The following is an 18,600-nucleotide window of genomic DNA, read 5'->3' as shown; positions in this document are numbered from 1 at the left end:
AGCATATTTTAAAATCTAATAAACCAAGAGTATGTTATTGTAATTTCATGGAACGAAATGGTTGTAAAATATTGGTTTCTGCAGTTTAATCATATATAAAAATAATAAAGTCAGATATACTCAAATAGTATATCTGACTTTATTATTTTTATTAATTAGTAATTCAATAAGATAAACATCAAAATTACTAGTTTGAAACTACTAAGAAGATGATTTAATAAATAAATCTTTAGCTAGATTCTTGCCTATATCACTTAAATAAAGTTTATCTATAATCTCAGCTAAAGGTTTTTTATTATCCTCTAAATTATACTCCTCTGGGAGATTGACCAACCAATCAGCATCATAGAGCAATTTAAAGTTATTACTCTGAATCGCTTTAGGAGAATGATGATGTCCAATTATCTGACAAACTTCATAAATTATCTCTTGATCAATATCGAATTTTTCAAGTATCTTTTTAGCAATAGGAGGTCCTTCTATCTCTTGATACCTACCAGCAACACTATTATATTTTTTTTCAGCCTGATGAATACCAATATCATGTAAGATAGCAGAGTATAGTATCACCTCTGAATTTATATCCTTTTTTTGATATAGTTTTATTAAATTTTCTGCATAATTAGTTACTTGTAGTGCATGCTCTATTCTCCGTTGATCATCTCCAAAATACTTCTTCATTTCTCTAATTAATTCTTCTTTAAACATTAATTTCACCTCTTTGATTTAGAATGGATCTAAAAATATATATTTATACTAATTATAACAGAGATTATTGGTAATATCTATGATATAATTTACATATAGATAATTGATGTCTATAGATTTCCAATCCTAAAATGAAATAAAAATAAGGCTTTAATTTTTTTGAAAATTATTTATCTATATTTATGGGATTGATTTTAAAATATAGAGTAAAGAGGGTTAAAGTTTTATCTTAAAACTTTAAAGGAGGAAGAGAAATGGTTATAATTTATCATGAAGCTAGAATAGGAGATAGTCTATTTGCTTATAAGAAAGCCAAGAAGAAAGAAGTCTCTTTGAAGTTAAGAAATAGCTATGATTTTTTAGATAAGGTTAACTCAGTAAAGAGCACCATTCCTAATAATAAATATGAGATTAGAAATTTACTCTGTTATATGATGATAGATAAATAGATTCTAAAGTCAAGCTTAAAGGCTATATTGGATATTTTAATAAGTGGTTAGAGTTAGGTAACTAGGTCTTTTTAATCCTAGTCTATCTAAGTGCTAACTATAATTTTTTATTTAGATAATGAATAAAAATATTTAAAATTTAATCTAAATAATGACTATACTTTAGTTGATTTGTAAAGATTTATTATGATTATTCTTATCTGCTAAATTATCTAAAATAATAATAATCATCTTGACACTAAGCTCTTTTTTTTATAGAATAAAACCAAGTAAACAACTCAGAATTATATAATTTTATAACTCTACAAGAAGATAAAGGAGATGTCTGAGATGCTAGGAAGGGGTAAATTAAAAGCTGAAATCAAAAGATTAGAATCAGAAAAGTTAGTTTTAAAGTCTAAGTTAGATACTAAGAATAAAGAGCTTGAAGTTCTAAAAGAGAAATTAATTCAAAACGAATATACTCAAAGTAAGTTTGAAGATTATAAGCAAAACCTTAAAAAGCAGGTACAAGAGATGGAAGAAGAGGATAAATGGATAATTGGTCAGGTCAATCAGATTAACAATAAAGCAAATCTAGTTTTAGAAGAGAATAGAGTTGAAGAAGAGGTTATAAATAGTATGAAAGATGATTTAAAGGCTTCAATGTTAGAATTAGATGATTTTCATAGGGTATTTAATCAGCTACATAATGAGATTAATAATATTTCCAAATTTGTAGAACAGATTAAAAAAATTGCCGATCAAACCAATATGTTAGCTTTAAATGCATCTATTGAAGCTGCACGGGCAGAGAAATCAGGAGCAGGATTTTCAGTCGTAGCAGATGAGGTTAAAAATTTATCATTAAAAACAGGTGCTCTATTGACAGAAATTGTTGATAGCACTAGGAATATATATAAACAATTAAGCAAGGCCCAAGGTGGTATCGATCAGCTTGATCAACATATGGACAAAAATCAAAGGGTTGCTCAGCAATTAGAGAAGCATTTTACTAATGTATTTGGATTGATAGATAGTATCTCCATAATGGTAGGTAGGATTAATGAAGCTGGAGAGGAGCATTTAGATTTAGGTAATAGTATTATAAATTTATTGAATTGAGAAATGGATTCGATTTTGAATCCATTTTTACTTTAATTTCTTTAATAATTTCTCAAAGTGATTGTAATCACAGTAAATATTCTACTTATCAATTATTATTAATACTAAGAAATATTTATGGGGATATTGTGACACCTTTAGGAATCAGGAGTCAGGGACCAGTTATCAGTAAAACAGACTGATTCCAAGATTCCCGATTCCTGACACAAAAGTGTTACATTACCTTTCTATTGTTTCATTCTAGAGTTGTTTATCTATATTATTGTTCCTAACCCATCTGTGATTATAGTAAGTTTTATGAGTAAAAGATATTAGTTGATAAAAAGTTGATTTAATACTTAAAATAATTAGGAGTAGATAAGTTCAAAAATAGGGTCTTCCACAACTCTTGTGAAAAGTTAAATTGATAACTAATAATGAAATAAAGAAATCGGTTATCAGGAATCAGTATAATTCACAGCTTTCTGACTCTTGATTCCAGATTCCTAAGGTTATATTTTGACCTATAACTAGTATTAACCACAAAGTTCATTGTTGAATCAGAAAATAAAATATAAAGAGGTGTTAAAATGAAATTTTATCAAGAGTTCAGTCTTTATTATGATTATATATTCCCTTTGAAAGAGGGGAAATTAAAATTTATGATGGATAATATCCCAGATGATGGAAAAGTATTAGACTTGGCTACTGGGACTGGTAATTATGCTATTGCGTTGGCTAAAGAGGGTTATCAGGTCTCAGCCCTTGATTTGAGTGGGGAGATGGTTAACCTAGCCAAAGAGAAGGCCTATGAAGAGCAGGTAAAGATAGATTTTAGAGTAGATGATATGCTTAATCTAGATAGATTATATCAGCCAAAAAGTTTTGATTTGATAAGTTGTATAGGGAACTCACTGGTACATTTAGATAATCAAGAAAAGATAAGAGAGTTGCTAAATAAGAGTTATGATTTATTGAAAGAGGAAGGTAAACTAATTTTACAGATTGTTAATTATGATAGAATATTAGCTAAAGAGGTTAAGAGCCTTCCTACCATAACAGCTGTTGAATCTATTGTAGAATTGATTAGAGATTATGAATTTAAAGGTGGGAAGATAGACTTTAAGACTTGTTTAACTACTCCTAGGGGAGAGTTTAAAAATTCAGTTTTATTGTATCCATTAGAGTCTGATATATTAAAGAAACTATTGCTACAAGCAGGTTTTGTTAGAGTTAAGTTTTATGGTGACTTTAATTATAGTCAATATCAGAGATTAGATTCCTTTCCATTGGTAATAGTAGCAGATAAATAAAGAGCAAGGAAGAAGTTTCTTCCTTGCTCTTTGAAGAGTAATAATTTGTGATTAAGTCTAAAATTAAAGTTAAGTTTTATTGATACTTGAATTTAAACTTAGACTCAATCCTAAATGGGGTAGTGAAGGCTACTATAAGCTAAGTCGATTCTTAAACTCTCATTACCAGTAATATTATGTTCCAATTTGAATCTGTTTAGCATCTCTTTCCATTCTTCATCAGAGACATTCTGATATTCTCCTTGCAATCTTTTTAATCTTAGTTCTTTTAAGTTTGGGTATTTTCTTTCTAAATTCTTACTCATCAGATAACCTCCTTCATCTAATCTGAACTTTAGATTATTATTAACCTCTATTAATGAAGCAGCTTGTGATATAATCCATAGTTTAGTTAAATCAATTTTTGGATTTATAATTATCTCTTCTTCTATAATATGAATCTCTTCTGGATTTGGTGCCAGTCTATTAGTAAATAAGTTCCAACAAAATGGGGTCAAACTTAGATTATTATCTCTTATATTGAATATATTCAATAAATTCAAAATTTTACCTCTTTTTTTGATGTTGAAATTTAATTCTTCTGTAATAAAGTCTATGGGAATCTCCTTATTTAAAGGATAATGAATTAAAACTGCAATTATTTCTCTTATCTTTCTGACATTATGGGGAAAGAAGATATCTAAGAAGTCTAGAATCTTTTCTGAATAATCTGTATTTAGCCATCTGTTAAAATTATTTCTTAATTTGAGATTATTTAAGTAGATTAGTCTTCGTTTATGACTATATTCTAAGATGTAATTTAGTAGTTCTTCAGTATTAAAGCTAGTGAAGTTGATTTTATTAAGGTAAGAAAATAATCTGCCTTTAATATCTTTATCGTCAAAACTACTAACTTCAGATAATTTATTGGCATATCCCAAGATTAAGATTGAATAAATAAAGAAGTTAAGGTTGGGTTTATTTTCTACTGAGCTAGTTTGCTCTAACAAATTAGGTGTTTTTATATTTAGTTCTCTTTTAATTGTTTTTTTAGTAGCCCCACTAGTACTTTTTTGCTTAATGCCTCTAGGAGAAAAATAATCTTCTCTAAAGTCTTTATTATTTATCTTTAGAGGAGTCTTCTTTAATTTAAGATGTTTTTCTACAATATCCTTTAAGTCCTTTGGTAAATAATAAAAATTCTTCTCTTCATAGAGTAGTCCCAATTTATTTAATTGTTGATATACATTAGAGTTAATCCCTGATTTATTGATTGATTCTGTAGAGATTAACTCTTTTAAGACTTGGGTTGCTTGTGGTGATAACTCTGTTCTGATTATTTTTTGGAAATAAGTATGATCAGCTAACTTCTCTTTTAACTGATTGCTCAACCAGTTTTTTGAGAAGGTTGGAGTGTAATAGATACTATGGTTATTTGCAATTTCATCTAGGAGTTTGGGAGAACTCTTCTTTAGATACTCTATTAATTTCATAATAGCCTCCTTTACTATTCACTATAGGTGAAGTTATGATATATATTTATGCAGAGCTATTTTGATATATTCTATTTTCAATTATAGTGTTTAACTAACAACCCCACTAAAAAATTAGTGGGGTTGTTAGTTAACTCAATAATTTCATTTTATACTATAACATCTCTTTTTTGGAAAGATAATATAAGATAGCAAAGCCGACTACAACAAAGAGTATAGTTAATATAGCTTGAATAGATAAAGACATCAATCAGTCCTCCTCAAAGATAGATTCAAAAGACTTATTATAGGTTCATGACTTTAGAAATATAAGGATATAGGGGTATATTTCGACATTTTTTTGATGGTTAGAATTTAGAGGTTTAGATAGTTAGGCAGTTTCTAAACACCCACCCATCTGTCTACCTAGTAAACAAAGTGTTTGAATATCTATCCAAAGTTTCATTTGCTAAAAGCTATGACAATATAGATATCCAAGTCTAAAGTGAAACTTAATAGGGGTATTACGATCTTTTTAGGAATCAGGAGTCAGGAACCAGTTATCAGTGAAACAGACTTATTCCAGATTCCCGATTCCTGAAACGAAAGTGTCACACTATCTTTTTATTGTTTCATTCTAAAGTTGGATTACTATAGAATCGATCTTTATTGATTTTTAACTAATAAATATCTTCACTTTAGTTTATCCTAGATATAAAGAATAAATTCTTAGGAGAACTTTCAAAATGAAAACAGTAATAGAGATTGTTTTACAGACTGTAGTAGCCTTTTATGGAACCTTCTTTTTTGCTCGCATAATTGGAAAAAAACAGATTGGAGAATTGACCTTTTATGATTATATTAATGGAATTACCTTTGGCTCTATAGCTGGTAATATGGCCAGTGACCTAAATCAGAGAACTTGGCAACATTTTATTGGATTATTTCTCTTTGCTTTTTTGACCTTTTTAATGCAGTATATTGCCTTAAAGAATAGAAAAGCAAGAAAGGTTATAGAGGGTGAAGCCACAATTTTAGTTCATCAAGGAAAGATATTAGAGGGTAATATGAGAAAGACTAGATTTAATTTGGAAGATTTACTTTCAGAATTGAGAAAGAATAACATCTTTGACATTAGAGATGCTCATTTTGCTATTTTAGAAACTGATGGGAAGTTAAGTGTTTTAGCAAATGCTGATAAGAAGGCTCTTACACCCAAAGATCTAAATCTTTCTGGACAGGAAGAAGGAATCTGTACAGAGTTGATTACAGATGGTGAGGTGATAGCTCCTAATTTAGAACAACATGGATTAACTAGAAAATGGCTAGATTCCAAGTTAAGAGAGAATCAGATTTTTAAAATAGAAGACGTTATTTTAGCCAGTTATAATCCTGTTGATAGGAGTATTTATTTTGATTTAAGCGATGATAATTTAAAAAAAGATAGTGTAGATATCAGTGATGTTGAAGAATAGACCAATTAATTGGTCTATTCTAAATGATTTTATTAACTTTTATTCTTAGGTTCGATGTTTTTGCCCATCTCTACTAAATCATCAGCAATTTGCCTTTGGTATTCTTGGCTTATCCATCCAAATAGTGCAGGCATACTATGGGTACCTACATATCCCTTTGGAATATCTTCAGGTTCTTGGGTAGAGCCAAGTTCTTGTTCTAATATATTTTTAGCATGTACAAAATCATTTCCAGCACTTCCGGGGTTGTCACTAGCTTCATGGTTATAATTTTTCTCTTTAGGTCCTTGAGCCATCTGTTTATCCTCCTTTATCTTTTCTTATAGTTTGCTCTTTATAGAAGACCTTTATAATAAGTAAAAAATAACAATAAAAAAAAGTCCTTTCAAAATGAAAGGACTCTCTTTAAAATTCAACAGTTTGATTTGCTTTTCCAGAGAAGAAGATAGAAGTGATTTCATTATAAATAATATTAAATTTTTCTGTTTCTTCTTTCTTAAGATTTGCTTTTACAAAGAAGTGTTTATTACCTTGTTTATCTTCCTCTTCTGATAAAAAGACCTTATTATCACCAAACTTATTTTTAAGAATATTTGTAGTCTTCTCTAAAGCCTCTTGATAAGTTTTCACCTTTGCAAAACGATATTTTGACACTCTTTTTTTAATCCACATAACTTGTTCCTCCTTATGTACTTATTAAACAGAACATTCTACATTTTATATAAATTTCTAATAAAAATCAACTAAATGAATCATTTTTCTTGAATATGTATGATTTAAATCTACTTTAAACTCAATATAGGTTGATTGTGGAAATATAAACCAAATAAAATTCTATCTATAGATATTCAATTACAATGTGAAATTTAGTTGGATATTGGGACACCTTTAGGAATCAGGAGTCAGGGACCAGTTATCAGTAAAACAGACTGATTCCAGATTCCTGACACAAAAGTGTTACATTACCTTTCTATTGTTTCATTCTAGAGTTGTTTATCTATATAGAAGAAATAAAAAGAAAAATAAAAGAAGATAAACATGAATTTTTTAAAGAAAAAATATTAAAAATTGTAAAGCAACACATAGATAAGTTAGTAACTAATAAATTAATTGAGCATATTAAAGAACATACAATTGAAACAATTGAAAATTCTAGGAATATTAGTAGTGAAGAAATAAAAGATAAATATGCTGAATTAATAACAGACTATTATTTAAACTGTGAAGAGGAACTAAAAGAAATTATCAACTGAATTTAATATGATTTTTTCTTTTAAAGCTTTTTGAAAAGTAAGCGGTATATCAATTTAATCTAAAAATTATTATATCAAGCCAAAAATTTAATTAATAATAAGTATTTCAATAAATAGTACTAGCGTTTTTCCTGATTTTAAAAGTTTTCTTGATTTTTTGGTTACTTTTTCATCAAGGAAAAAGGTAACTCCCGACAGGCGAAACTAAATTTAAATCATAATTCCTCCCCATTAAGGAAATCATAAAATTGATATCTTTAATAAAAAGGAGTGTTAATATGTCTAAGCAGAAACTAAGCAAAGTAATGATAGAACAACTAAACCGATGGGGAGTTGAACATATTTACGGATTTGCAGGAGATACTATTTTAAAATTCTTTGCAGAACTAAATGATTCTCCAATTAAGCTGTATACTACTAAGCATGAGAGTGCAGCAGGACTGATGGCATCAGCTGAGTCGAAATTAAAGGGGCAACTATCAGTCTGTCTAGCAGATGGTGGACCAGGTACAACCAATATTCTCAATGGTGTTGCCGATGCTTATAGTGATAAAACACCAATGCTGTTAATTACAGGTCAGGTAGAGAGCTGGAATATGGGGACAAACTATGAACAATTTATTAAGCAGATGAATATGACCGATTCTCTAACTGTTTATTCAGCTCTGGTCACTAACCCTGAATCAATAGTGGATTTGATGGTTAAAGCAATGACTAAGGCAATAGTCGAAGGCGGAGTCAGCCATTTAGTGATTCCTATGGATATGTGGGATAAGGAAGTTAATGCTCAAGCTCGTGATTATTTACCTCATTTAGATGAGGCTAGATTACCTGATGATGAGCTAATTAATCAATCAGTAGAGGTGATAAACCAAGCTCAAAAGCCAGTGATATTATATGGTCGAGGTGCTAAAGGTTGTAGGGAAGAGCTATTAGAGTTTGCCAATAGGATTAATGGTGGGTTAATCAGTACCTTAGCAGCTAAAGGGATGATTGAATACAATCAACCATTATGTTTAGGTGGTTTAGGACATGTAGGAAATGAGAAAGCTGATAATCTATTGCAGGAGGCGGATTTAATTGTTATCTTTGGGGCTACTTGGTGGCCAATGGATAGTGTGCCAAGAGAACCCAAAGTTCTTCAATTTGATGCTATTAAAGAGAATGTTGGGATGACCCATCCAGTAGAATTAGGAGTTTTAGGTGAGTTAAGAAGTTCATTACAATTGTTATTAGAGAGGGTCTCTTCTAAGACTAATCAAGAGTGGAGAGTTAAGATAGAAGGTAGTAGACAGTTATTACTAGATGATTTATCAAGGAGATATGAGAATAATCAAAAAGGACTGTGTCCTAAAGAGGTTATGAAGATAATCTCTAACAATCTTTATGAAGATGAGATTATCACCTTAGATTCTGGTGATAGTGTAGTTTGGTTTGGTAAATACTTCAGTCAAAGGTGTGAAGAGGTTCTAATTTCAGGTAAGTGGAGAACTATGGGCTTTGCCCTACCAGCAGCACTCTCTGCTAAGATAAATTACCCTGAAAAGCCAGTTACCTGTATCATTGGTGATGGAGGGATAGCAATGGTCTTAGCTGAACTGTTGACAGCCAGAAGGTATAATTTGGCTATTAGAATAATAGTGTTGAACAATGGAGTATTAGCGATGGAAAGAAATAAGATGCTTTCAGCTAATTTAGAGGTAGAAGAGGTTGACTTAAGCAATCCTGATTTCATAAAACTAGCAGAAGCATCTGGGATTAAAGGGATGAGAGCAGAGAATCTTGAAGAGTTAGATTATATCTTAAAGCAGAATCAAGATATAACAGAAACTGTATTAATAGATATCCCAACAGCAGCTCCAATACCTGTAGGAACTAAATTAGAATCAAAGAAGGTAATTGAATTAGTCTAAATTTTAATAGATGGGTTGAAGCCTCAGACGAGTTAACAAGCGTCAGGGGCTTCTTTTTTTATAAACAGTAGTGGAATGAGGCTTAATGGGGATAATGCGACACTTTTAAGAATCAGGAGTCAGGAACCAGTTATCAGTAAAATAGACTGATTCCATATTCCAGATTCCTGACACGAAGTGTCGCTTTTTCTCTATATAACCTCATAATCTGCTAAGGTATTTTTGTAACGATTTTGAAGATAAGTACATAATATAAATTGAAATTAGCAAGAAGGGAGGAAGAGAAGATGGCTTATGATGACAACTATGTATTTATAATCTTCTTGATCTTAATTTTATTATTGCTAGGTACTTATTAAAAGTTTCTTTTAATTTGATTTATTTTTCTAATAAATAATATAAGGAGGTTTTATCCTAATGGGTGACTATGGATATGATGATAATGGAGTGTTTGTAATCTTCTTAATTTTAATCTTACTATTATTAGGTGGAGATTTTGGATATTAATAGTAAACAGGGGGATTGACCCTTGTTTTGATTTTAATTAACGAAAATGAATCTTAAAGCATAGTATAAAATGTAATTAGCAAGAAGGAGGTAGATAGAAGATGACTGATGATGACAACTATGTATTTGTAATCTTCTTAATCTTAATTTTGTTATTGTTAGGTACCTATGAATAACTTTTAGTCTATTTCTATCTCTATAATAAGTTTGAGGAGGTGTATTATCCTCATGGGTGACTATGGATATGATGATAATGGAGCATTTGTAATCTTCTTGATTTTAATTTTATTATTATTAGGAGGAGACTTTGGATATTAAGATCTTGATAGAAGCAAGGAGGTTTACCTCCTTGCTTCTTGCTATTTTTCTTGCTATTTTAAAGGGAGTAAATTTATTTAATCTTAAATTTAACCTCAGACTTAGCTTTAAAGTGGTTTAATAACTCTAATATCATCGATAGTCTTGCTCAGATATTAAGTTTGAGCTATGAGATTATAATAGCTTTTTAATAGATTTAGAGGACAAATAGATATTCTACAGAATATCTATTTATATATTACAGTTAGAGGGTGAAGAGTCTCAAATTGAGCTTCTTATTATTGTAACCTTTTTATCTAGGTTTTATTAGAGATAAATCAGCTTAAAGACACTTACTTTAATTGTATTTTTAGTTTTATTTTGTTATAATAGCAATAATATTAAAAAATGAATTATAAAGGAGGAAATTTTAGATGAGAAAGATTTTTAAAGTTCTAGTATTATCACTATTATTAATTCTTTTTGGAGTAAATTCTATATATGCTAATCAATCAATGAAAAAAGAGATTTTTATTCCAAAATTAGATTATTCCCATTTTAAACTAGATAATGGATTAGAGATTTATGTATTTGAAGATCACAAGATTCCTTTAGCTAAATTCTCTATCTGGTATAAAGTTGGTTCAGTTGATGAACCAGAAGGGATATCGGGGATTTCTCATTTATTGGAACATACTATGTTCTTAGGAACTGACAGTCTTGGTAAGAACCAGGTTCATCAATTGGTTAAAGCTGTGGGTGGAAGTAATAATGCTGGTACTTATTATGATTATACTACTTATTATGAAGAAGTTCCGTCAGCAAAGTTGGAATTAGCCATGGCAATTGAAGCTGATAGAATGAGAAATTTAAAGATTGATCCTAAGGAGTTTAATCGGGAAAAGGAAGTAGTTAAACAAGAGAGAAGAATGAGAGTGGAGAATAATGTATTCAGCTCCTCTTTAGAAGAGATACAGGCAAAGGCTTTTCAAGAATCTTCCTTGCATCATCAAGTTATTGGTTGGATGAAAGATCTTGATAATATAACATCAGATGATATTCGAGATTATTATACCAGATATTATGCTCCAAATAATGCTGTAATGGTAGTATCAGGTGATGTTAATCCAGAAGAAGTACATAATTTGGCTAAAAAATATTATGGTAGCTATCAGCCACAGGAGGTTAAGAGGCTAGAGACTATTGAGCCTGAACAGAAATTAGAGCGAGTTATTAAATTAGAGAAGGTAACTCGAGTACCAATTATTGCTATGCTATATAAGATACCTAAAGGAGATCATCCTGATATAGTGGCAATTAATGCTTTACTTGATATTTTAGTAAATAATTCTACTTCTAGAGTTAAGACAGAGCTTCAGAAGAAAAAAAGGATGATATTAGAGGCTGGAGGTTTTACAGTAGGCTTGCGTAAACCAGGTTATGCTCTATTATATACTGTACCGATTTCAGAGGGTATGGTCTATGATGTACGATATGAATTTGACCAAGAGCTAAAGAAGTTAATAGAGCAAGGTGTTCAAAAAAATGAGCTAGAGATAGTTAAAAAGAGAGTATTAAAAGACTTAATCTTTAGCCAAAAGGATATCTCTTCTGCAGCAGATACAGTGGCAACAAGTGTTGTTCGTTATAATGATCCAACTTTATATCAGAAAAATATTCAGAGGTTAAAGAACTTAACTACCAAGGATATTATCAGAGTAGCCAAAAAATACTTTGTAAGAGATAATAGAACTATTGGATATATTTTACCTAAGGATTAAGTAATAAAGTGAATTAAAAGGAGGTAAATTCATTGAAAAAATTGATTATAAGTATAATGTTATTATTAGCTTTCTTTCAAGTAACTTATAGTGAAACTGTTCTTGCAAAGGTTGAATATAATAAAGAATTATTTGAGAATTTGGCAGTTAATAAGAATAAAATTCCCCATATAGATATTCCAGATTATAAGAGGATAGAGTTTGAGAATGGTCTGATTGTATATCTAGTAGAAGATCACCAGTTACCTACTGTTGAGATTAAAGGATATATCAATGGGGGGAGAAGGCAAGAAGTCAAATCTTTGGCAGGAATTAGCTCCTTTATGGTTGAGATGATGAATACAGGGACTAAGCATTTTAATGAAAAAGAGCTAGCCAATTACAAAGATATCAATGGAATCGATTTTGGTTTTGGGGTAGAGAATGATTATCTTAGCTTTGCTGGTAGTGCTTTAAGTACAGACACAGAGGAGATAATCTCTTTGATGTCAGAAATATTGCAGGAGCCTAAGTTCAATGCTAACTATTTTACTAGAGTAAAACAGGAGCTGTATAGAGGCCTAGCCCAAGCTAAAACTCAGGAAAGTAATTTGCTAGATATGTATTTTTATAAGAATATATATAAGAATCATCCTTATTCCTTTGATGATGATATTGATTTGAATATAGCTGCTCTCTCTAATATTACTCCTGATAGCTTGCAAAGGTTTTATGATCAGAATATATCTCCTAGTAATACTATCTTTGCTATTGTAGGTGATATAGATACTAAGAGGATGGAGAAGATGCTCAACAAATATTTTAACCAATGGGGCATGATAGAAAAGGATGAAAAGCAAAGTACAGAGAAGAGTAAGTATCAGGAGCTTGAAGTTGAAATTAAAACTCCAGCAGTGGAGATTGATACAGAAAATTATGGTAGAGTAATCTTGGTTAATAAGCCTGATGCTACCCAAGCTAAAATTAAGATGGGATACAATTTCTTTGATAATAATTTTAAGGATAAAGTGGCCTTTACAATGGCTAACAGTGTCTATGGTGGAGGAGATTTTGAGAGTAGATTAATGGATAATCTCCGTACTAAAAAAGGTTTTGTTTATGGAATTAGTGCAACTGATCAGTATAATCAATTAGGTGGAGCGTATTATATCAGTACAGAGGTTAAGCCTGCAGATACTTATCAAGCCATACAGGAGATTAAAGAAGAGATGATCTCTATTAAAAATGGTGAAAAGAAGATAAAGGAAGATGAGTTATTTAAAATTATCAATCTATACAATGCCTTCTTCCCTAAGTCATATAAATCTAAATTGAGTGTAATTAATAGGATTATCTATAATGTTGAACTAGAAGGTAGGGATGTTGATTATATCAACAAAGTAATAAAAGAGTATAATCAATTGAGTGCTACTAAGGCTCAAAAGGTTTTTACTGAGTATAGTTATCCTCAAAGATTCTTAACAGTAATTGTAGGCAATAAAGAGAAGATTTTACCCAAATTTAAAGAGCAGGGGATTGATGTAGAGGTTGTAGAGGTTAAATAAATTATAGAGTTATAGCAGTTTTTGAAATAAATAATAGCATTAATAAATAATGAGCCACGAATTATCACAAATCAAACACGAATTATAATTGCTTTTAATGAAGTTTTTTTACTCGTGGATATTTGTGTAGCTTCGCGGCTCAAATTTTTTGATTAATCTTAAATTATTTAGCTATCTTTAATCTCGATTTTACAGAGGCTCTAACCTTATTTACAAAGTATTCATGTACTCTTAAATCTTCAGCTAATTCTGGATGAAAGGAGGTAGCTAGTAGGTTGTTTTGTTCTACAGCTACAATCTTGTTATCCAATTCTAGTAGTATATCAACATTATTAGTAACTCTATTGATATAAGGTGCTCTAATGAATATTAGAGGAATCTCTTGCTTAGAAATCTTAGGTATTAGCTCCATAGTTTTAAAGCTAGCTAGTTGATTTCCATATCCATTCCGTTTTACGCTAATATCCATCAGGTTTAAATGACTATCCTCACCATCAACCTCTTTAGCTAGTAATATCATTCCAGCACAGGTTCCCCAGATTGGAAGACCTCTTTTTGCTAAATCTATAATTGTATCCTTTAAATCAAAGATATTAAGTAGTTTTCCTAAGGTAGTGCTTTCACCACCAGGTAAGATTAAACCATCTAAATCTGCAAAATCATCCTTCTTCTTAACACTTAAGGGAGAGACATCAGCAATTTGGCTTAACATATTAAGATGTTCAGCTACTCCACCTTGTAAAGACAAGACACCAATTTTAAGCATAGTTATACCATCCTTTGTAATTAATAATTTACAATTTATAATGGGCAATGTACAATTTTAAAGGTTTTAATTGTCAATTGTACATTTTACATTGTAAATTTATTGGTTACCAACCTCGATGAGCTAGTTTTTCATTATCAGCTAAAGTACTGATATTGATTCCTACCATTGCTTCACCGATATTCTCTGATACTTCAGCAATAATCTTAGGATCGTCATAGTGAGCAGTAGCCTTCACAATTGCTCTAGCTCTTTTAGCAGGGTCTCCTGATTTGAAGATTCCTGAACCTACAAATACTCCATCACAACCTAATTGCATCATTAATGCTGCATCAGCAGGGGTAGCTACTCCACCAGCAGCAAAGTTAACTACAGGAAGTTTACCATGCTCAGCTACATACTTAACTAATTCAAAAGGAGCTCTTAACTCTTTAGCAGCAGCCATCAATTCATGGCTATCCATAGTAGTTAATCTTCTCATTTGAGAGTTCATCGTTCTCATGTGTCGAACAGCCTCTACAACATTACCTGTACCAGCTTCACCTTTAGTTCTAATCATACTAGCACCTTCACCAATCCGACGTAATGCCTCACCTAAGTTAGTAGCACCACAGACAAAAGGTACTTCAAATAACGTCTTATTGATGTGATTCTCTTCATCTGCAGGTGTTAATACTTCGCTTTCATCTATGTAATCTACACCTAAAGCCTCTAAAACCTGTGCTTCTACAAAGTGTCCAATTCTTGCTTTAGCCATAACTGGGATAGAGACTGCTTCAAGAATCCCCTTAATCATTGCAGGATCAGATGCTCTTGATACCCCACCTTCCTTACGAATATCAGCAGGAACTCTCTCTAAAGCCATAACTGCTACCGCTCCAGCTTCCTCTGCAATCTTTGCTTCTTTAGGAGTAGTTACATCCATGATTACTCCACCTTTTAACATCTGTGCTAAGTTTTTGTTCAATCCATATCTTTCATTCATATTTATCATCTCCTTTTTAAATTCAGTAATTAGTGATAAGTAAGTAGTAATCAGTAAAAATTCAAGATACTAAAATAATATCAAGGTTATCTTAAGTATTGTTTATTTATCTTAAATAATTGCTTCTTAATTGAGTAGCCAAATTATAATACTAGTTACTTCTCACTTCTTACTGTTTACTATTGACTGGTTTTAAGTTATAATAATTGTATGGGTTCAATTCTATAAAAAATGGTATTGTACCCATGAATTATTATATAACTAATTAAATTGTATTGTCAAGAGGGGTACAATAAAAAGTTAATAGTTGATAGTTAAAAATGCATAGTTAAAGACAGATAAAAGGTATTCAATGCTTGTTCAATAGAGGTTTATACTCTATCTATTATTTTTTCAACTATTAGCTTTACACTATACACTATCAACTGAAGTTGGGGGGATTGTTATGATTGAATCGATACAATTAGATAAATCTTCTTCTAAACATCTTTATATCCAGTTATATATTCAATTAAGAGGATTGATTGAAGCTGGTAAATTGAAGGAGCATAGTAAGTTACCACCTATTAGAAAGTTATCAAAGAGTTTGGGAGTCAATAATGTAACTATTGTCAACGCCTATAATTTATTAGAAGAAGAGGATTTAGTCTACAAAAAGGTCGGGAGTGGAACCTTTGTTGCAGCACAGAATCTTGTTGAGGATAGAGAGGATATCTATTTAGATGAAGAGGTATATATCGATGAGGATACGAAGTTTGTTGAAGGTAGAAGAGGGGGAGAAGAGCAAGATAGAGTGATTAACTTTGCTACAGCAGCTCCTACTCCCGATTTATTTCCTATTACACCTTTTAAGAGATTATTGAATAAAGTTTTAGATAGAGATAAAGGCTATGCCTTTGGTTATCAGAAGAGTCAAGGCTATTTACCCTTGCGTGAATCAATCTGTAAATATATCAAAAGATATGATATAAAGAGTAATATTGATGAGATTCAGATTGTTTCTGGAGCTCAACAAGGGATTGATATTTTAGCTAAGACCTTTTTAGATTATGGTGATACTGTCTTTGTAGAGAGACCGACCTATCCTGGGGCAATCTCTGTCTTTAAATCTAGACGTGCCAATATCGTTGATATCCCTATAACAAGTGATGGGATTGATATTGAGATTTTGGAAGCTGAATTGGATAAAGAGAAGCCTAAGTTTCTTTATTTGATGCCAAACTATCAGAATCCAACTGGGTATAGTTATTCTAAAGAAAAGAAGGAGAGGATATTGGAGCTGGCCAAGGAGTATGATCTTCTAATTATTGAGGATGACTGTTTGAGTGATTTAAGTTATGGTGAGAAGAATAATCTGTCATTGAAGTCGTTATCTGGTGATGGCAGGGTAATCTATATTAAGAGTTTCTCTAAAATCTTTATGCCAGGATTGAGGTTGGCCTTCTTGATTATACCTGAACGTTATTTCAATGATATCCTTCTATCGAAGTATATGTCAGATATCTTCACTGATGGTCTGGTACAAAGAGTATTAGATTTGTATTTTAGAGAAGAGATATGGGAAGACCAAATAAGTAAATTGAAAAAGACTTATCAACAAAGATATGAGGTTATGATAAAAGCTCTACATAAATACTTACCTAAAAGGGTTAAATACACTACTCCAGCAGGTGGTCTCAATCTCTGGTTAGAGCTACCTGAGAATATTTCAGGTAAAAAGTTACACGAAAGGGCTTTAAAGATGGGGGTCAATATTGCACCTGGAGAGGTCTTTTACTATAGTCAGAAGCAGGAGAATAGGGTTAGGTTAAGTATTGCAGCAGTTACTACTGAAGAGATAGATCAAGGAATAAAGTGTTTAGCTGAGCTGATACAGGCAGAGTTGGATGAAGAGAGTTATAGTTGGGATAACAGTATAATGCCTTTAGTTTAAAGACTAGACTTTCTGGAATATTTACTATATGAGTTAAAGCAATATTTTCTATTAATTTGATATAATTGAATATACTCTCTTTTTTTATTCTAAAGATTACTCTCCAAAAAATTTTGTTCTTAATAGTAAGGAATATAAATTTAAGAGCAAATAAAGGTAAAAAAAAGATTATATAGAAATAAAATCTTTAAACAGTATAATTAGGAGGGCAAAAATTGGGGGAAAAAGAGAAAATTCTTAGAATGTTAGATGAAGGAAAGGTGAGTGTAGAAGAGGCTAAAGATCTATTAAACTCTATAGATGGAGAAGATGAGACTAAAGAGAAAAGAAGAGTCAAATCTGCGCCTAGAGAAAGTAAATTGAATAAATTATGGTTATTTAGTGCTATTTTACTAATAGGAGGAATGATTGCGGGAGTTAGCTACAATAAAATAGTTGATCTAGATAATCGAGTTCAAGAGTCTAAATCACAAATTGAGGTAGCTTTAAAAAGGCGGTTTGATTTGATTCCTAATCTAGTAAATACTGTTAAGGGTTATGCTGAGCATGAAAAGAGTACATTAACAGAGGTAATCAAGGCTAGAAATGAAGCTGTCAATACATTGAAAACTGTTACAAAGCAGGAGAGCCTAACTAAAGAAGAGGTGCTTAAGTTATCTCAAGCTAACCACAGATTAAATAAAAGTTTAAAGAGTATGTGGGTTTTAGTAGAAAGGTATCCTGATTTAAAGGCAAAGCAAAATTTTGTTATATTACAAGACCAGTTAGAAGGTACAGAGAATAGAATTTCTGTGGCAAGGCAAAGATATAATTCTATAGTTAGAAAGTATAATTCTATGATAGATTTTTTTCCATTAAATATTATGGCTGTTATCTTCAATTTTGAAAAGAAAGAATATCTTAATTTTTCTAAAAAGGTTGAGAAGAATGTAGAAGTAGAATTCTAAAAATACAAGTTGTTTTAGATTTAATTAAGTATTTTAAGTTTATTAATATAACCCGTTGTGCTAGTTGAATTTAAATGTTAATGGTTTTTTATGGGTATATTGCGACACTTTTAAAATTAGCGTGAGTGGGTGTGTGAGTGTGAGTAAACCCTAATAAAAAGAAGTTTTACACACACTCACACTCATAGCTCACAC

Annotated in this window: 16 protein-coding genes; 10 read left to right on the top strand and 6 right to left on the bottom strand. The window is 30.9% G+C overall.

Annotation, left to right across the window (positions count from 1 at the left end; genetic code table 11):
* Nucleotides 1-201: 201 nt before the first annotated feature.
* A complete protein-coding gene (locus tag ACTCDL_RS06505) occupies nucleotides 202-708 on the bottom strand; it encodes an HD domain-containing protein (protein WP_463175190.1) in 507 nt (168 codons plus the stop codon).
* Nucleotides 709-962: 254 nt separating this feature from the next.
* Between ACTCDL_RS06505 and ACTCDL_RS06500 the strand changes: the two genes are divergently transcribed.
* The 3 genes from ACTCDL_RS06500 to ACTCDL_RS06490 all read left to right on the top strand — a co-directional run bounded on the left by ACTCDL_RS06500 (nucleotide 963) and on the right by ACTCDL_RS06490 (nucleotide 3,553).
* Nucleotides 963-1,157 (top strand): hypothetical protein, encoded by a 195-nt coding sequence (locus tag ACTCDL_RS06500; protein ID WP_463175188.1) that lies wholly within the window; start codon nucleotides 963-965, stop codon nucleotides 1,155-1,157.
* Between the two features lie 321 nt (nucleotides 1,158-1,478).
* On the top strand, nucleotides 1,479-2,261 hold the full coding sequence (locus tag ACTCDL_RS06495) for a methyl-accepting chemotaxis protein (RefSeq protein ID WP_463175186.1): 783 nt from the start codon (nucleotides 1,479-1,481) through the stop codon (nucleotides 2,259-2,261).
* Between the two features lie 569 nt (nucleotides 2,262-2,830).
* Nucleotides 2,831-3,553, top strand: coding sequence for a class I SAM-dependent methyltransferase (locus ACTCDL_RS06490; protein ID WP_463175185.1), 723 nt, complete (start codon nucleotides 2,831-2,833; stop codon nucleotides 3,551-3,553).
* Nucleotides 3,554-3,663: 110 nt separating this feature from the next.
* Here the strand turns inward: ACTCDL_RS06490 and ACTCDL_RS06485 are convergent, their stop codons facing one another.
* Complete coding sequence (locus ACTCDL_RS06485) at nucleotides 3,664-5,025, bottom strand: hypothetical protein (protein WP_463175184.1); 1,362 nt, start codon at nucleotides 5,023-5,025, stop codon at nucleotides 3,664-3,666.
* A gap of 725 nt (nucleotides 5,026-5,750) precedes the next feature.
* Between ACTCDL_RS06485 and ACTCDL_RS06480 the strand changes: the two genes are divergently transcribed.
* Nucleotides 5,751-6,479, top strand: a complete 729-nt coding sequence (locus ACTCDL_RS06480; RefSeq protein ID WP_463175182.1) for a DUF421 domain-containing protein — start codon at nucleotides 5,751-5,753, stop codon at nucleotides 6,477-6,479.
* A 32-nt stretch (nucleotides 6,480-6,511) separates the two neighbouring features.
* Here ACTCDL_RS06480 and ACTCDL_RS06475 read toward each other — a convergent pair whose 3' ends face one another.
* Both ACTCDL_RS06475 and ACTCDL_RS06470 read right to left on the bottom strand, forming a co-directional pair.
* The gene (locus ACTCDL_RS06475) at nucleotides 6,512-6,775 is read right to left on the bottom strand and encodes a hypothetical protein (RefSeq protein WP_463175180.1); all 264 of its coding nucleotides are present in this window, start codon (nucleotides 6,773-6,775) and stop codon (nucleotides 6,512-6,514) included.
* 109 nt (nucleotides 6,776-6,884) lie between these two features.
* Nucleotides 6,885-7,151 carry a hypothetical protein gene (locus ACTCDL_RS06470; RefSeq protein WP_463175179.1) on the bottom strand — a complete coding sequence of 89 codons (267 nt, stop codon included), beginning with the start codon at nucleotides 7,149-7,151 and terminating at the stop codon, nucleotides 6,885-6,887.
* 317 nt (nucleotides 7,152-7,468) lie between these two features.
* Between ACTCDL_RS06470 and ACTCDL_RS06465 the strand changes: the two genes are divergently transcribed.
* The 4 genes from ACTCDL_RS06465 (at nucleotide 7,469) to ACTCDL_RS06450 (ending at nucleotide 13,774) form a co-directional block, all read left to right on the top strand.
* Nucleotides 7,469-7,732 (top strand): hypothetical protein, encoded by a 264-nt coding sequence (locus ACTCDL_RS06465; RefSeq protein WP_463175177.1) that lies wholly within the window; start codon nucleotides 7,469-7,471, stop codon nucleotides 7,730-7,732.
* Between the two features lie 278 nt (nucleotides 7,733-8,010).
* On the top strand, nucleotides 8,011-9,645 hold the full coding sequence (locus ACTCDL_RS06460) for a thiamine pyrophosphate-binding protein (RefSeq protein WP_463175175.1): 1,635 nt from the start codon (nucleotides 8,011-8,013) through the stop codon (nucleotides 9,643-9,645).
* 1,238 nt (nucleotides 9,646-10,883) lie between these two features.
* Entirely contained in the window at nucleotides 10,884-12,230 is a 1,347-nt protein-coding gene (locus tag ACTCDL_RS06455; RefSeq protein WP_463175174.1) for a M16 family metallopeptidase, read from the top strand.
* 32 nt (nucleotides 12,231-12,262) lie between these two features.
* Nucleotides 12,263-13,774, top strand: coding sequence for a M16 family metallopeptidase (locus ACTCDL_RS06450; RefSeq protein ID WP_463175172.1), 1,512 nt, complete (start codon nucleotides 12,263-12,265; stop codon nucleotides 13,772-13,774).
* A 163-nt stretch (nucleotides 13,775-13,937) separates the two neighbouring features.
* On the opposite strand, the gene pdxT is transcribed toward ACTCDL_RS06450, so the two are convergent.
* Both pdxT and pdxS read right to left on the bottom strand, forming a co-directional pair.
* Nucleotides 13,938-14,540 carry a pyridoxal 5'-phosphate synthase glutaminase subunit PdxT gene (gene pdxT, locus ACTCDL_RS06445; protein ID WP_463175170.1) on the bottom strand — a complete coding sequence of 201 codons (603 nt, stop codon included), beginning with the start codon at nucleotides 14,538-14,540 and terminating at the stop codon, nucleotides 13,938-13,940.
* A gap of 106 nt (nucleotides 14,541-14,646) precedes the next feature.
* Nucleotides 14,647-15,525: a pyridoxal 5'-phosphate synthase lyase subunit PdxS gene (pdxS, locus tag ACTCDL_RS06440; protein WP_463175169.1), complete on the bottom strand. Its 879-nt coding sequence runs from the start codon at nucleotides 15,523-15,525 to the stop codon at nucleotides 14,647-14,649.
* Nucleotides 15,526-15,970: 445 nt separating this feature from the next.
* Between pdxS and pdxR the strand changes: the two genes are divergently transcribed.
* Complete coding sequence (gene pdxR, locus ACTCDL_RS06435; protein WP_463175168.1) at nucleotides 15,971-17,458, top strand: MocR-like pyridoxine biosynthesis transcription factor PdxR; 1,488 nt, start codon at nucleotides 15,971-15,973, stop codon at nucleotides 17,456-17,458.
* Between the two features lie 215 nt (nucleotides 17,459-17,673).
* Nucleotides 17,674-18,405 carry a LemA family protein gene (locus tag ACTCDL_RS06430; RefSeq protein WP_463175166.1) on the top strand — a complete coding sequence of 244 codons (732 nt, stop codon included), beginning with the start codon at nucleotides 17,674-17,676 and terminating at the stop codon, nucleotides 18,403-18,405.
* Nucleotides 18,406-18,600 lie beyond the last annotated feature (195 nt).

This window comes from Orenia sp. (assembly GCF_055140805.1).
The sequence above is the reverse complement of the archived record's forward strand: the minus strand, read 5'-3'. Positions and strand labels throughout refer to the sequence as shown.